Source organism: Janthinobacterium sp. GMG2 (assembly GCF_033949445.1).
GTDB classification, from domain to species: Bacteria; Pseudomonadota; Gammaproteobacteria; order Burkholderiales; family Burkholderiaceae_D; genus Janthinobacterium; species Janthinobacterium aestuarii.
In genome coordinates this window covers 249,833-264,384 of the sequence record NZ_JAXAWA010000009.1, presented here as the reverse complement: position 1 = coordinate 264,384, position 14,552 = coordinate 249,833, and the positions used below count along the sequence as shown (strand labels likewise).

At 63.6% G+C, this 14,552-nt stretch carries 17 protein-coding genes; 8 read left to right on the top strand and 9 right to left on the bottom strand.

Annotated elements, in window-relative coordinates; all coding sequences use genetic code 11:
• Position 1 precedes the first annotated feature (1 nt).
• The gene (locus tag SKZ59_RS26765) at positions 2-904 is read left to right on the top strand and encodes an RluA family pseudouridine synthase (protein ID WP_319993452.1); all 903 of its coding nucleotides are present in this window, start codon (positions 2-4) and stop codon (positions 902-904) included.
• 302 nt (positions 905-1,206) lie between these two features.
• Here the strand turns inward: SKZ59_RS26765 and SKZ59_RS26760 are convergent, their stop codons facing one another.
• The gene (locus tag SKZ59_RS26760; RefSeq protein WP_034749399.1) at positions 1,207-1,983 is read right to left on the bottom strand and encodes an exodeoxyribonuclease III; all 777 of its coding nucleotides are present in this window, start codon (positions 1,981-1,983) and stop codon (positions 1,207-1,209) included.
• A gap of 108 nt (positions 1,984-2,091) precedes the next feature.
• Here SKZ59_RS26760 and pyrE point away from each other — a divergent pair, with 108 nt between their 5' ends.
• A complete protein-coding gene (gene pyrE / locus SKZ59_RS26755) occupies positions 2,092-2,754 on the top strand; it encodes an orotate phosphoribosyltransferase (protein ID WP_010393161.1) in 663 nt (220 codons plus the stop codon).
• On the opposite strand, the gene SKZ59_RS26750 is transcribed toward pyrE, so the two are convergent.
• Complete coding sequence (locus SKZ59_RS26750; protein ID WP_319993451.1) at positions 2,751-2,993, bottom strand: GNAT family N-acetyltransferase; 243 nt, start codon at positions 2,991-2,993, stop codon at positions 2,751-2,753. The two genes, pyrE and SKZ59_RS26750, sit on opposite strands and share 4 nt — an antisense overlap.
• Positions 2,993-3,736: a sulfite exporter TauE/SafE family protein gene (locus tag SKZ59_RS26745; protein ID WP_319993450.1), complete on the bottom strand. Its 744-nt coding sequence runs from the start codon at positions 3,734-3,736 to the stop codon at positions 2,993-2,995. The genes SKZ59_RS26750 and SKZ59_RS26745 overlap by 1 nt, the downstream gene beginning before the upstream one ends.
• Positions 3,737-3,860: 124 nt before the next feature.
• Here SKZ59_RS26745 and SKZ59_RS26740 point away from each other — a divergent pair, with 124 nt between their 5' ends.
• The 5 genes from SKZ59_RS26740 (at position 3,861) to SKZ59_RS26720 (ending at position 6,782) form a co-directional block, all read left to right on the top strand.
• Complete coding sequence (locus SKZ59_RS26740; RefSeq protein ID WP_034749390.1) at positions 3,861-4,754, top strand: LysR substrate-binding domain-containing protein; 894 nt, start codon at positions 3,861-3,863, stop codon at positions 4,752-4,754.
• 21 nt (positions 4,755-4,775) lie between these two features.
• Positions 4,776-5,642 carry an alpha/beta fold hydrolase gene (locus SKZ59_RS26735; protein ID WP_319993449.1) on the top strand — a complete coding sequence of 289 codons (867 nt, stop codon included), beginning with the start codon at positions 4,776-4,778 and terminating at the stop codon, positions 5,640-5,642.
• Positions 5,643-5,737: 95 nt separating this feature from the next.
• Complete coding sequence (locus tag SKZ59_RS26730; protein ID WP_034749384.1) at positions 5,738-5,929, top strand: YqaE/Pmp3 family membrane protein; 192 nt, start codon at positions 5,738-5,740, stop codon at positions 5,927-5,929.
• A gap of 59 nt (positions 5,930-5,988) precedes the next feature.
• Positions 5,989-6,453, top strand: coding sequence for a carboxypeptidase regulatory-like domain-containing protein (locus SKZ59_RS26725; RefSeq protein WP_319993448.1), 465 nt, complete (start codon positions 5,989-5,991; stop codon positions 6,451-6,453).
• The gene (locus SKZ59_RS26720; RefSeq protein ID WP_319993447.1) at positions 6,453-6,782 is read left to right on the top strand and encodes a hypothetical protein; all 330 of its coding nucleotides are present in this window, start codon (positions 6,453-6,455) and stop codon (positions 6,780-6,782) included. The genes SKZ59_RS26725 and SKZ59_RS26720 overlap by 1 nt, the downstream gene beginning before the upstream one ends.
• Positions 6,783-6,790: 8 nt before the next feature.
• Here SKZ59_RS26720 and SKZ59_RS26715 read toward each other — a convergent pair whose 3' ends face one another.
• The 6 genes from SKZ59_RS26715 to gatC all read right to left on the bottom strand — a co-directional run bounded on the left by SKZ59_RS26715 (position 6,791) and on the right by gatC (position 13,096).
• A complete protein-coding gene (locus SKZ59_RS26715; RefSeq protein ID WP_319993446.1) occupies positions 6,791-7,828 on the bottom strand; it encodes an oxidoreductase in 1,038 nt (345 codons plus the stop codon).
• Between the two features lie 97 nt (positions 7,829-7,925).
• Positions 7,926-9,173, bottom strand: a complete 1,248-nt coding sequence (locus SKZ59_RS26710) for a M56 family metallopeptidase (RefSeq protein WP_319993445.1) — start codon at positions 9,171-9,173, stop codon at positions 7,926-7,928.
• Positions 9,170-9,553, bottom strand: coding sequence for a BlaI/MecI/CopY family transcriptional regulator (locus SKZ59_RS26705; RefSeq protein ID WP_319993444.1), 384 nt, complete (start codon positions 9,551-9,553; stop codon positions 9,170-9,172). Before SKZ59_RS26705 ends, SKZ59_RS26710 begins: the two co-directional genes overlap by 4 nt.
• A gap of 189 nt (positions 9,554-9,742) precedes the next feature.
• Positions 9,743-11,218: an Asp-tRNA(Asn)/Glu-tRNA(Gln) amidotransferase subunit GatB gene (gene gatB / locus SKZ59_RS26700; protein WP_319993460.1), complete on the bottom strand. Its 1,476-nt coding sequence runs from the start codon at positions 11,216-11,218 to the stop codon at positions 9,743-9,745.
• Between the two features lie 38 nt (positions 11,219-11,256).
• Complete coding sequence (gene gatA, locus SKZ59_RS26695; protein ID WP_319993443.1) at positions 11,257-12,741, bottom strand: Asp-tRNA(Asn)/Glu-tRNA(Gln) amidotransferase subunit GatA; 1,485 nt, start codon at positions 12,739-12,741, stop codon at positions 11,257-11,259.
• A gap of 52 nt (positions 12,742-12,793) precedes the next feature.
• Positions 12,794-13,096 carry an Asp-tRNA(Asn)/Glu-tRNA(Gln) amidotransferase subunit GatC gene (gene gatC, locus SKZ59_RS26690; RefSeq protein ID WP_034749369.1) on the bottom strand — a complete coding sequence of 101 codons (303 nt, stop codon included), beginning with the start codon at positions 13,094-13,096 and terminating at the stop codon, positions 12,794-12,796.
• Positions 13,097-13,447: 351 nt separating this feature from the next.
• Between gatC and SKZ59_RS26685 the strand changes: the two genes are divergently transcribed.
• Positions 13,448-14,491: a rod shape-determining protein gene (locus SKZ59_RS26685; RefSeq protein ID WP_010393186.1), complete on the top strand. Its 1,044-nt coding sequence runs from the start codon at positions 13,448-13,450 to the stop codon at positions 14,489-14,491.
• Positions 14,492-14,552 lie beyond the last annotated feature (61 nt).

The window sequence follows — 14,552 nt, the reverse complement described above, 5'->3', positions numbered from 1 at the left end:
GATGCCGGCCCGTCACGCCGCCGCACCCTTGCCCATGCGCGACGGCGTGGCGCCCAGCTATCTGTGGCTGCCCGAAGGGCAGTGGCCGGACATGCTGTCCTTCCTGCTCGAGCGCTATCCGCAGATCAGCGCCGCGCAATGGCTGGACCGCATGGCGCGCGGCGAAGTGGTCGATGGTGACGGCGCCGTGCTGGGCCCCGGCAGCGCGTACAAGCGTGGCATGCGCATTTTTTACTACCGCGAGCTGGAACGCGAAACGCCGATCCCCTTCCAGGAAGAGATCCTGTTCCAGGACGAACACCTGGTGGTGGTCGACAAGCCGCACTTCCTGCCCATGACGCCGGGCGGGCGCTTCGTGCAGGAGACCTTGCTGACGCGCCTGAAGAAAAAGCTGGACTGCGCCGAGCTGACGCCGATCCACCGTCTCGACCGCGAGACGGCCGGCGTGGTGATTTTTTCGCGCCAGGTAGCCAGCCGCGGCGCCTATCAGTCGCTGTTCCAGCGCCGCGAAGTGCGCAAGACGTACGAGGCGCTGGCGCCTGTGCTGGCGGGCCGCGATTTTCCATTTACCTACCGCAGCCGCATGGTCGAGGGCGCGCAGTTTTTCCTCATGCGCGAGGAGGTGGGCGAGCCGAATTCGGAAACCATCATCGAGTTGATCGAAGAGCGCGGCGGTGTGGCCCTGTACCGGCTGCAGCCGCACACGGGCCGCAAGCACCAGCTGCGTGTGCACCTGGCCGCGCTGGGCATCCCCATCGTCAACGATGCGTTTTATCCCGTGGCCCTGCCGTGCAAGGAAGACGACATGTCGCAGCCCTTGCAACTGCTGGCGCGGGCCATCGATTTTACTGACCCGCTAACGGGCGAGATGCGCCATTTCGAAAGCCGGCGCATGCTCGGGTAAGCCGACGCCACCACTGGCGACGCCAACAATGTTGCCGGATGACGGCCCTGCGGCCCTCGGCGACCCCACCTGATCCGACCTGCGGCTGTTTGTGCCCGGGTGGCGATGTCGGAGCAACTTAGGTCGGGTTAGCGCGAAGCGCGTAAGCCGACATTGCCAATGACGCGCCAACGATGTTGTCGGATTACGGCCCTGCGGACCTAATCCGACCTACGGCAGATTCGGTGCAGGCCGACGCACGTCGGCGTAGGTCGGCTTAGCGCGCAGCGCGTAAGCCGACACCACCCGCGACGTGTCAAAGATCAGCCCTTGATCGTGTAATCGATGATCAACGGCGCGTGGTCGGAAAAACGCTCGTCCTTGTAGACGCTGACCGTATGCGCCTGGGCTGCGATGCCGGGGGTGGCGACGTGGTAGTCGATGCGCCAGCCCACGTTTTTCGCGTAGGCTTGTCCGCGGTTGCTCCACCACGTGTACTGGTCTTCGCGCTTGTCCAGGCCGCGGTGCACGTCGACAAAGCCCACTTCGTCGAAGACGCGCGTCAGCCATGCCCGTTCCTCGGGCAGGAAGCCGGAGTTCTTCTTGTTGCCCTTCCAGTTCTTCAAGTCGATTTCATGGTGGGCGATGTTCCAGTCGCCGCAGATGACCACTTCGCGGCCCAGCGCCTTCAATTCGAGCAAATGCGGCAGGAACAGTTCCATGAAGCGGAACTTGGCTTCCTGGCGTTCGGGGCCGGACGAGCCGGACGGGCAGTACACGGAAATGACGGAGAGGTTGCCAAAATCGCAGCGTACGTAGCGGCCTTCGGCATCGAATTCAGGGCTGCCGAAACCGATGTGCACGGCGTCCGGTTCGACCTTGCTATACACGCCCGTGCCCGAATAGCCTTTTTTCTCGGCATAGTGGAAATGGCCATGGTAGCCGTGCGGGTTGAGGAATTCCGGCGTCATGTCGGGCAGCTGCGCCTTCAATTCCTGCACGCAGATGAAATCGGCCGTCTGCGTGCCCATCCAGTTGAAAAAGCCTTTTTTGGCGGCGGAACGGATACCGTTCAGATTGGCGGAAATAATTTTTGGCATAGGTCGAGAGTGAAAGGGCGTTGTACGGGGCCGGCGGGCGCTGCATGGCGATTGTCTCGCCGGTGCGCGCGGATTAAAATACAGGCACTTTTAAAAAATGAGGCTAATGTGAATAATTTACGCCAGCAGTTTATCGCGTTTTCAGTATCCAAGGGAGTCTTGCGGTTCGGCGAGTTCACCACCAAGGCCGGACGTCAGTCGCCGTACTTCTTCAATGCGGGCCTGTTCCATGACGGCGCCACCCTGGCCGAGCTGGCGCAGTTCTACGCACAAACCCTGCTCGACTCGGGCGTGGAATTCGACATGCTGTTCGGCCCCGCCTACAAGGGTATCACCCTGGCGTCGGCCACCGCCGTGGCGCTGGCCGGCAAGGGCCGCAACACCTCGTTCGCCTTCAACCGCAAGGAAGCCAAGGACCATGGCGAAGGCGGCACCATCGTCGGCGCCAAGCTGCATGGCAAAGTCGTCATCATTGACGACGTGATCTCGGCCGGCACTTCGGTGCGCGAATCGGTGGACATGATACGCGCCGCCGGCGCCGAGCCATGCGCCGTGCTGATCGCCCTGGACCGCATGGAGCGTTCCGGCCCGGACGGCCAGCTGTCGCCAAGTTCGGCCGTGCAGGAAGTGTCGAAACAGTATGGCATTCCCGTCATCTCGATCGGCAACCTGGACGATCTGTTCGGCTACCTGAATGGCGCGGGCGCCGATCCGGAACTGCTCAAATATAAAGAGGCTGTTTCCGCGTACCGCAATCGGTATGGTATTTAAGTAGTTCTCTCCAGCAGCGTCCGCAGCCGCGGGTCGCTGCAGGCAGTGGCAGCTTGCGGGTGGCATTGCAACAGCCGCCGCAACAGTGCGCCGCCGATGCCGCGCCGGCGGAATGGCGGTTTCACGAACAGCATGTTCACCGTCACTTCATCGGCGTGTCGGCTGATGTCGAGCATGGCCACCTGCTGGCCGTCGATCCACGCGCACAGCGCGCTGTCTCCTTGCCAGTCGATCTGCATCACGCCAGCCATGGTTTGACCGCCGCATGCAAGCCCAGGGCGAACAGCCCCGCAAAAAAGCACCGCTTGAATACCTGCTGCGCGATGCGCCCGCGCAGCCATTGACCGGCCAGCATGCCGGCCAGCGCGGGCAGCAGCGCATACGCGGAAGCGCCGGCCGCGCCCAGGGTGAAGTCGCCGTGCAGGGCCAGGCTGGCCGCCAGCGCCACGGTCGATGCCGTAAACGCCAGGCCGAGCGCCTGCACCAGCGCATCGCGCGCCAGCCCCAGCCCCTGCAGATACGGTACGGCGGGGATGACGAAGACGCCCGTGGCGGCCGTCACCAGTCCCGTCACTGCGCCCGCCACGGGCCCCAGCCACGCTTCGTGCCGCGCCGGCACGCGCAGCTGCAGCGATAACAATCCCGCCAGCGCATACACCATCAGCGCCACGCCCAGCGCGACGACGGCCCAGGCGCCGCTGTCTTGCGGCAGCAACGCGCCGCCCGCCAGAGTGCCGGCCATGACGGCCGCCAGCATGGGCCATAGACGGCGCAGCAGGGTGCGCAGGCCGGGGCCGGCCGCCAGCTGCCACACGTTCGTCACCATCGATGGCACGATCAGCAGGGCGGCCGCCTGCACGGGCGGCATGACAAGGCTGAGCGTGCCCATGGCCACCGTCGGCAAGCCCAATCCGACTACGCCCTTGACGAAGCCAGCGGCGAGGAAGCTGGCGCCGACGGCCAGCAGGAATGAGGTCTCCATCTTTTTTATCCACAGTGAACTGCGTGGATTCTGCGCTTGCCAGACACTTTCGCCAAGGCGGATTATTTTGAGTCAGCCTTAGTCAAATACGAAGGCTGGTAAGATGGCGAAAAGGAGAGCCGCCATGCGCTTTGATCTCGTCGATTTGCAGCTGTTTGTCAACGTGGTGGAGGCGGGCAGCCTGACGGCGGGCGCCGCGCGCAGCCACCTGGCATTGGCGTCGAGCAGTGCGCGCGTGCGCGGCATGGAAGAGATGCTGGGCATGCCCTTGCTGCTGCGCGGGCGGCGCGGTGTGGAGCCGACACCCGTGGGCCAGACCTTGCTCCATCACGCGCGCCTGGTGCTGCTGCAAATGGAGAAAATGCGCGGCGAACTTGGCGAATTTGCGCGCGGCTTGAAAGGGCAGTTGCGCCTGTTGTGCAATACGGCCGCGCTCAGCGAATTCTTGCCCGAGGCGCTTGGCGCTTTTCTCGACCGCCATCCGAACCTGACCATCGACCTGGAAGAGCGCCTCAGTTACGATATCGTCAAGGCCGTCTCGGAAGGGCTGGCCGACATGGGCATCGTGTCCGACTCGGTCGACATGCGCGGCTTGCAGACGTTTTTGTTCCGCCCCGACCGGCTGGTGGTCATCGCGGCAGCCGATGGCGTGCACCACCGTGCCCTGGGCCAGGATGGCGTGGTCGATTTTGCCAGCGTGCTCGATCACGATTTCATCGGTCTGGCCGACGACAGCGCGATGCAGCAATACCTGGGCATGCATGCGGCGCGCCTGGGGCGCCCATTGAAGGTGCGCGTGCGCCTGCGCAGCTTCGATGCCGTCTGCCGTATGGTGGCCAGCGGCGTGGGCATCAGCGTGGTGCCGCTGGCGGCGGCCAGCCGCTGCCAGCAGACGATGGCGCTGCGCTGCCTGGAATTATCCGATCCCTGGTCGGTACGCAATCTCACGATCTGCGTGCGCCAGTTCAGTGAATTACCCCTGTATGCGCGCCAGTTGATCGATCATCTGAAGGCGTGACAGGGCATGACAGGAGCAACGATGCGTTTTTCGGAAGACAAGATGGCCAGCCTGCTGTGCAGCGACCAGGTCGAGCGGCCGATCCACATCTGGCAGCCCGAGCATCCACGTGCCGTGATCCTGGCGATCCACGGCGGCATGGCGCATGCGGGCGACTACGTCACGCCGGCGCTGACCTTCCGCCAGCACGGTATCGCCACCGTCTGCTTCGACATGGTGGGCCACGATGGCAAGCGCAAGGTGGACATTCCCTCGTTCGACGCCTTCCTCGACGACGAGGAGCTGTTCCTCGCCTGGGTCAAACAGACGTATCCGGGCTTGCCCGTGTTCGTCATGGGCCACTCGATGGGCGGCCTGATCGCCACGCACCTGGGGTTGCGGCGCTTCGCGGGCGATGCGGCCATCAAGGGGTTTGTGATTTCATCGCCGTATTACGTGAATGCGATACCCGTGCCGAAGGTGCTGCAGATACTGTCGGGCTGGCTGGCGCGGCGCTTCCCCACGATGAAGGTGCCGCTGGGGAACCTGACCATGCTGCTCACGCACGATCAAACCATCACCGCGCGCCATTTCCAGGATGAGCGCGACGGCATCCGTGCCAGTGCCGCATCGGTGCGCTTTGCCCATGCCTTGACGTCGGCGCAAAAGGAACTGGCGGGCGGCTTGTCGGACTGGCGCTTCCCCCTGTTCGCCGTGGTGGCGGGCGACGACAAGCTGGCCGACAGCCGCGCCACGGAAAGCCTGCTGCGCAGCGTGCCCGATGGCTTGCTCGACTATCACTACTATCCGGCCAATTATCACGAGAACTTCAATGAAGTGAACCGCGATGTCATCTTCGCCGCCATCCTGGCCTGGATGGAAAAACTGCTGGCACCCGTGCCGGCGTGAGACGCCAGTATCGTTATAATCGGTTTAACTGAATTTACCGCCGGCGCATGCCGGCCCGGTCCCCGCGGCACAGGGGAATACTCAAGGAACGAACGATGCGCTTGCTGATTGCCCTGTTACTCCCGTGGCTGACCTTTTTCACGATCGGTCGCCCGATCGCCGGCATCATTTGCCTGATCCTGCAAATCACCCTGATCGGCTGGCTGCCAGCGACGATCTGGGCCGTATATGCGCTGAGCCAGTACAAGACGGACCAGAAGATCGCCGAGGCCATGCGCCGGCGCTAAGCTAAGACTGGCCTAAGCTGCGCTTCCTATCTTGATTCAACCGACATGAGGAGAGTGAGATGGCACCAGACAGACGCGGTACCTTGACCCTGGCGGCGGCAATGCTGGCCGCCGGGCTGTTGCTGGGAAGTGCGGCGCAGGCCCAAGCCGACAGCGCGCTGCCGCCCGTGCAGAAGAGCGGGACGGTGGAATACCTGAGCGGCGGCATCGGCCTCGATGAATCGACGGCCATCAAGAGCGCCAGCCGGCATTGGCCCTTGAGCCTCGTGTTTTCCGTGCAGGCGGCGGGCAAGGCGGAATTTGCCTCCGACGTGAAGCTGGAAATACGCGACGCCAAGGGCGCGCCGGTGCTGGAAACGACGGCCAGCGGACCGTTCCTGCTGGCGAAACTGGCACCGGGCAGCTACAGCTTGCGTGCCACCCTGGCCGGCAAGACGCTGGAACGCAAGGTGCAGGTCAAGGCAGGCAGTTCCGCGCGGGTGGAGCTGGTCTGGCCGGCGGGAACGAATCAAGGTAAATCCTGATGCCTGGCGACGGCAAGGCGCCTGAACAGGGCTTGTCGGCGCGGGGTTTGTCGGCGCATATACTGCCCACGTCGGCGACGATGGTCGGCGTCTGCATGACGGTGCTGTCGATCGGGCACCTGGCGCCGCGCGGCGAGGTGCGCGTGGCCATCGACAAGCTGCTCGCTGTCGACGCCATCGTCTTTCTCGTCAGCGCCGTGCTGTCGTTCATGTCGCTGCGCCCCGGCCAGTCGCGCTTGCGCTACGAATGGTGGGGCGAGCTGCTGTTCATCTGCGGCCTGGCCCTGCTGGCGCTGGGCGCCGTGGTGCTGGCCTTTGTCATCAACTGAACCCGAGATCAACTGACCTTGAGCACGCGCCCTTCGGCGGCGCTTTGCAGCGCCAGTTCGATCAGGCGTATCGTCGCCGCCGCATCTTCGGCCGCCACAGGCGCCGCTGCGCCGTGGCGGATGGCGTCGGCCATGCCCTGGTAAAAGTCCTGGTAGCGGCCCGCCTGCATGTCGAGGTGTTCACAATGTCCGTCCGGCTGCGTGCCCAGGTGCAGCGCGCCGCGCACGGCATCGACGCCCCAGCCAGGCTGGCCCGGCCTGCCGCCCGCCTTCAGGGCGTCTTCCTGCGGGTCGAGGCCAAACTTCACGAAACTGCCCTTGTCGCCATGCACGGCGAAGCGCGCCGTCGGCGCCTTCACCAGGCAACCCGCTTGCAGCACCACGCGCAGCCGGTCGTAGTACAAAACGATGTGCATGTAGTCGACGGCTTGCGCGCCATCACGCTGCAGGACGATATCGGCGTACAGCTTTTCCGGCTGGCCGAACAGCTGCATGGCCTGGTCCAGCATGTGCGGGCCCAGGTCGTACAGCAAGCCGCCGCCCGGCGCGGCGGACTCGCGCCAGCGCTGGCGGATCTCGGGGCGGAAACGGTCGAAGTGCGATTCGACGCTGGCGATGCGGCCCAGGGTGCCCTGCGCCAGCAGCGTTTTGAGGGTCAGGAAGTCGCCATCCCAACGGCGGTTGTGGTACACGCTGAGCACCAGCTTGCGTTCTTTCGCCAGCGCGATCAGGCTCTGCGCCTCGGCACTGGAAATGGTGAACGGCTTGTCGACCACCACGTGCTTGCCGGCCTGCAGGGCCGCCTGCGCCAGGCTGAAATGCGCTTCGTTGGGCGCGGCGATGACGACCAGTTCGATGGATGGATCGGCAAACAGCTGCGCGGGTTCCGCATACACGGTGGCGTGCGGCCAATCCTTGTGCACGAGTTCCGGCTTGCTCGAGGCGATGGCCGTCAGTTCCAAGGCATCGATGGTGGACAGGACGGGAGCGTGGAAGGTGGAGCCGGCAAAGCCGTAGCCGACGAGGCCGGTTTTGATCTTGTTCATGGCGTGTTCACAGGTGCGTGGAAGAATCCATGATCATACCCGCAAGCGGGCGGCGGCAGCGCTGTTGCGATGTTGCTGCGCTGCCGTCGCCCGGACATTACTTCAGGCGCCAGACGTATTGCACCTTGACGCTGGCGCTGACAGGCTTGCCGCCGGCGAGGGCCGGCTTGAACGTGCACTTGGCGATGCCGCTGCGCGCCGCCTCGTCGAGGGCCGGGTGGCCGCTGCTTTTGACGACGCTCGAACCCGTTACCTTGCCGGCGGCATCCACGTCGAAGGACATGTTGACCGTGCCCTCTTCCTTCGCCTGCCGCGATGAGGCTGGCCAGACCGGTTTGCCGCAGACGCCAAAGTCGACGATGGGGCGGCGCTCGAGCACGGGCGCGCTGTCGGCGGCGACGGCCTGGCCGTAGATGCCGAGGCAGGCGCCGGCCAGGGCCAGCAGCGGCACGGCCGCCTTCCAGTTCAGGGTTTGTGGTGCGGGGCGCAGCAATCGTTTGATACGTGACATGAGATCTCCTCCGTTGGCCGCCTGGGCCAGGTGGTGGGTTGAGAACTGGAGGCGTTCCAGTTCCGAGAGTGCAAGAGCCAGACGCCGCGGTTCGCCCAGTTGTCTTGCTGCGAAATCATCTGCAATATGTTCGCGTTCGAGGCGCACGCCGCGTGAAATCCACCAGACGGCAGGGTGGAAGAACAGCAGCGCCTCGATGGCGTTTTGCAGCAGGTTGATCAGATAATCGTGGCGCCGGATGTGTGCCAGTTCGTGCGCCAGCAGCGCGTCGAGCAGGTGCGGCGGCATGCCGGTCAACAGCGCGGCGGGCACCAGCACCATGGGTCGCCAGATGCCGGCCGTGAGCGGGCTGGCGATGCCGTCGAGCACGCGCAGCCGCACGGGCCGCGTCAAGCCCGCATCGTGCGCCATGCGCGACAGCCTGGTCTGCAGTGGTCCATGCGTGGCACCCGTGTTCCTGGCGCTGCGCTCTATCCACAGCATGCCCAGTGCCATGCGCACGGCCAGCACGGCGGCGCACAGCGCCCACACGCCGACGACGGCGCGCAGCATCAGGTCCAGGTCGGGCAGGCTGTCGGGCGCCAGCAGGGCGGCCGGCAGCAAGGCGCTGGAGTACAAGGCGCCCGTGATATCGCCGCCGGCCAGGCGCAGATACAAGCCCGCCGCCGGCCATGCCAGGCAGGCCAGCAGGGCGCCGCAACCGACGGCGTAGCGCGCTTCAGGACGCGCATTTCGCAGGGCTGTCCACGCCAGCGCCGTGGCGCAGCCGATCAGCAAGCCTTGCCACAGGAAGTGCAGCAGGGTCCAGCCCAGCGCCGGCACGAAGCCGCTCATGACTGATCGTCCTTGAGCATTTTTTCGATCTCCTCGCGTTCGGCACGTGACACGCCCGTGCGCAGCGCCGCCAGCACCAGCGCCTTGGCCGAACCGGCAAAGGCCTTCTGCATCAATTCCTTGAGCAGATTCGTCTGCAGGCTGTCCTGCGCCTGGGCTGGCGCATACACGTGCGAGCGCTGGCTTTCGTCGCGGATCAGCAAGCCCTTGCCGTGCATGATCTGCATCAGGCGCAGCACGGTGCCATACGTGATGGCCGGCTTGGCCATCGCCATCGCCTCGTGCACCTGCTTGGCCGTGGCGGCGCCCAGCGGCCACAGCGCCTGCAGCAGATCGAGTTCGGCTGCCGTCGGTTTCGGGATGTCGTGCGTCTTGGCCATGCGGTTTTCCTCTTGCCTGAAATTCAATATGGCTAGATTAAACCGTGTAGACAAAAATGTATACTTTAATTTTAATAGGCCTTCAAACGCCTTTCAGCGCGGAGGAAAAGTCTAGACAAGGCTGTTTATGCGCGATGTATACAGGCGAAAAAAAAGACGCCGCAGCGTCTTTTTTTTTTGGCAGGTGAATTATCCCGCCAGCTTGGCCTTCAGCAGTTCCGTCAGCTGGGCCGGGTTGGCCTTGCCTTTGGAGGCTTTCATGGCCTGGCCGATCAGCGCGTTGATGGCCGCTTCCTTGCCGGCGCGGTACTGCTCTACCGACTTGGCGTTCGCCGCCAGCACTTCATCGACGATGGCTTCCAGGGCGCCAGTATCCGAAATCTGTTTCAGGCCCTTGGCGTCGATGATGGCGTCGACCAGGTTCTCGTCGCTGGACTTCGCTTCCCACATGCCGGCGAAGACTTCCTTTGCCGCCTTGTTCGAGATCGTGCCGTCGGCGATGCGCTTGAGCATGGCGGCCAGCTGCGCGGCGGAGACGGGTGCGTCGTCCAGGTCCACGCCTTCGCGGTTCAGGGTCGACGACACGTCGCCCATCAGCCAGTTGGCGGCGGCCTTGGCGTTTTCCTTGCCGGCCTTGTCGACCACGGCGACGAAATAGGTGGCCATGGCTTTCGACTGCGTCAGCACCAGCGCATCGTAGTCAGGCAGCGCGTATTCGCTGATGAAACGGGCGCGCATGGCGGCCGGGAGTTCCGGCATCGAGGCCTTGACCGTGGCGATCCACTCTGGCGAGATGACCAGCGGCGGCAAGTCAGGGTCCGGGAAGTAGCGGTAATCCTGCGCGTCTTCCTTGCTGCGCATTTCGCGCGTTTCCTTGCGGTCCGGATCGTACAGGCGCGTCGCTTGCACGACCTTGCCGCCGTCTTCGATCAGCTCGATCTGGCGGCGCACTTCCACGTGCACGGCTTCTTCGATGAAGCGGAAGGAGTTCAGGTTCTTGATTTCGCAGCGGGTGCCGAATTCCTTCTGGCCGACAGGGCGCACGGAGACGTTGACGTCGCAGCGGAACGAGCCTTCCTGCATGTTGCCGTCGCAAACGCCCAGCCACATGACCAGCGAGTGCAGGGCCTTGGCGTAGGCCACGGCTTCGGCGGCGCTGCGGATTTCCGGTTCCGAGACGATTTCCAGCAGCGGCGTGCCGGCGCGGTTCAAGTCGATGCCGCTCATGCCCGCGTAGTCTTCGTGCAGCGATTTGCCGGCGTCTTCTTCCAGGTGGGCGCGCGTCAGGTTGACCGTCTTGGTGACGAATTCGCCATCCTTTTCGTAGCCGAAGGTCAGGGCGCCGCCGATGACGACGGGGTCTTCGAACTGGCTGATCTGATAGCCCTTCGGCGAATCAGGGTAAAAATAGTTTTTGCGCGCGAAGACCGAGTGCGGCGCGACGGTGGCGCCCACGGCCAGGCCGAAGCGGATCGCGCGGTCGACGGCCTGCTTGTTCATCACGGGCAGTACGCCTGGCAGCGCCAGGTCGACGGGGCTCGCTTGTGTGTTGGCGTCGGCGCCGTACTTGATTGGCGAACCGCTGAAAATTTTGGATTCGGTCGTGAGTTGCACGTGGTTCTCAAGACCGATGACGACTTCCCATTGCATAGTGTTCTCGCTTATTTTTTGGTGGCGCCGCCTGGGCGGCGCGTCTGTTCTTATTAAATACCGGCAGGGCTGCGCGTATGCCAGTCCGTCACTTGCTGGAACTGGTGGGCGACGTTCAGCAGCCTGGCTTCGCCAAAATAATTGCCGATGATTTGCAGGCCGACGGGGCGCTTGCTGTTTTTCTCGCCTTCGCCGAAGCCGCAAGGTATCGACATGCCGGGCAGGCCGGCCAGGCTGGTCGACAGGGTGTAGATGTCGGCCAGGTAGTTCGCCACCGGGTCGTCCGTCTTGTCGCCCAGGTCCCAGGCGACGGTCGGCGCGACCGGTCCCATGATGACGTCGCAGACGGCGTTCGGGCCATTCAGGACGGCGTCGAAATCCTGCGCGATCAGGCGGCGGATCTTTTGCGCCTTCAGGTAGTAGGCGTCGTAATAGCCGTGGCACAGCACATAGGTGCCGACCATGATGCGGCGCTGCACTTCCGGGCCGAAGCCCTGGGCGCGCGACTTCTTGTACATGTCCTGCAAGTCCTTGTACTCGGTGGCGCGGTGGCCGTAGCGCACACCATCGTAGCGCGACAGGTTCGACGACGCCTCAGCCGGGGCGATCATGTAGTAGGCGGGAATCGACAGGGCCGTATTCGGCAGCGAGATGTCGACCAGGGTGGCGCCCAGCTTTTCATACTGCGCCAGCGCGCCGCGCACGGCCGCTTCCACGTCCTTGGCCAGTCCTTCGCCGAAGTATTCGCGCGGCACGCCGATGCGCAAGCCGGTGAGCGGTTGATCGAGGTCGCGCGAAAAATCTTCCGCCACGCCGCCTTGTTCCGGCGACAGGCTGGTCGAATCGCGCTCGTCGAAGCCGGCCATGGCACTCAAGAGCAGGGCGCAGTCTTCGGCCGAGCGGGCCATCGGGCCGCCCTGGTCCAGCGACGAGGCAAAGGCGATCATGCCGAAGCGCGAGACGCGGCCATACGTCGGCTTGATGCCGGTGATGCCGCAAAAAGCGGCAGGCTGGCGAATCGAGCCGCCCGTGTCGGTGCCGGTGGCCGCCGGCGTCAGGCCGGCCGCCACGGCGGCGGCCGAGCCGCCCGACGAGCCGCCCGGCACGGCGTGCTTGTCCCACGGATTCTGTACGGCGCCGAAGGCCGAGTTCTCATTGCCGGAGCCCATGGCGAATTCATCGCAATTGACCTTGCCCAAGGTGACCATGCCGGCCGCCTGGAATTTTTCCACCACGGTGGCGTCAAACGGGCTGGCGTAGTTGGCCAGCATTTTCGAGCCGGCCGTCGTGCGCCAGCCTTTTGTGACGAACAAGTCCTTGTGCGCGATCGGCACGCCGGTCAATGGCGTGGCCGTGCCTGCGGCGATGCGTGCATCCGCTTCGGCAGCTTGCGCCAGGGTCAGGGCACGGTCGACGTGCAAAAAAGCGTTCGAGGTGTCCGCTTCGATGCGGTCGAGGAAATGCGTCGCCAGCGCAACGGCGGAAATTTCCTTGTTCTGCAAAAGCGTGGACAGCTGTTTGATGGATTTTGTATGCATGGCGTTTCTATTTTGATATTCGACGGGAAGGCAACAGCATGGAGCGGCGCAGTTACTCGATGACCTTGGGGACGAGATACAGGCCATCCTGTACCTTCGGCGCCACGGCCTGATAGGCGTCGCGGCGGTTCTGTTCCGTGGCCAGGTCTTCGCGCAGGCGCAGGGCGATATTGTCCATGTGGGCGGCCAGCGGGTGGCTCAGGGGCGCCACGCCATCGGTATTGACGGCTTGCATTTGTTCTGCCAGTGCAAAAATCTTGTTCAATTGGGCCAAAGACGTGACGGCCTGGTCGTCGGCCATTTCAAGTTGGGCCAGGTGGGCGATGCGTTTTACGTCGGAGAGTGTCAGGGACATGGCGAATGGCGCGGAGTGCCGCGCATTAGTATTAAGTTGGCGTTTTGATAAAACGCGGGTATTTACTGCTATTTTGCTCACAAAAATCGAGGAATGCCGCGTAACTCGCGGCTGCAAGAGTCGCACTTTTCCATGGTTTTTGAGCAAATCGCATTCAAATTATAAGGTAGAATGGCGGGTTAATGCGTTGCCGGCGCTGATGGACCGCTGCCGCAGCATAGAAAAGATTGCGCAAGCGCCAAGCGAAACCCGAAAAAATCGCCTCCACGGATTTTCAGGGTGCCTGAAAGCGCCCGCTTTGAAACTCCCCATAAACAGCTTTTGCGCAGCTCGATGCGCTACAGGACACTCATGTTTGGTTTTTTACGCAGGTATATCTCCACCGATCTGGCCATTGACTTGGGCACGGCCAACACCCTTATTTATGTACGCGGCCTCGGTATCGTCCTGGACGAGCCATCCGTCGTCGCCATCCGCCAGGAAGGCGGTCCGAATGGCAAGAAGACCATTCAGGCAGTCGGCAAGGAAGCCAAGCAGATGCTGGGCAAGGTGCCGGGCAATATCGAAGCGATTCGTCCGATGAAAGATGGCGTGATCGCCGACTTCACCGTGACCGAGCAAATGCTCAAGCAATTCATCCGCATGGTGCACGACTCGAAATTCTTCCGTCCATCGCCGCGCATCATCATTTGCGTGCCTTGCGGTTCGACCCAGGTCGAACGCCGCGCGATCCGCGAATCGGCCCTGGGCGCCGGCGCCTCGCAGGTGTACCTGATCGAAGAACCGATGGCAGCGGCCATCGGCGCGGGCTTGCCCGTGTCCGAAGCGACCGGCTCGATGGTGGTCGACATCGGCGGCGGCACCACGGAAGTGGGCATCATCTCGCTGGGCGGCATGGTCTACAAGGGTTCCGTGCGCGTGGGCGGCGACAAGTTCGATGAAGCCATCGTCAACTACATCCGCCGCAACTACGGCATGCTGATTGGCGAACAGACGGCCGAAGCCATCAAGAAAGCCATCGGTTCGGCTTTCCCTGGTTCGGAAGTGAAGGAAATGGAAGTCAAGGGCCGCAACCTGTCCGAAGGCATCCCGCGCTCGTTCACCATCTCCAGCAACGAGATCCTCGAAGCGCTGACCGACCCGCTGAACAACATCGTCTCGGCCGTGAAAAACGCGCTGGAACAGACGCCGCCGGAACTGGGCGCCGACATTGCCGAAAAAGGCATGATGCTGACGGGCGGCGGCGCACTGCTGCGCGACCTGGACCGCCTGCTGATGGAGGAAACCGGCCTGCCGGTGCTGGTGGCCGAGGACCCGCTCACCTGCGTGGTGCGCGGTTCCGGGATGGCACTGGAACGTATGGACAAGCTCGGCTCGATCTTCTCCTACGAATAATCTGACAGAAGGGCCGGAAACCAATCCGGCCTTTTTTTGGTTTTGGCGCCGGCGTTTGACC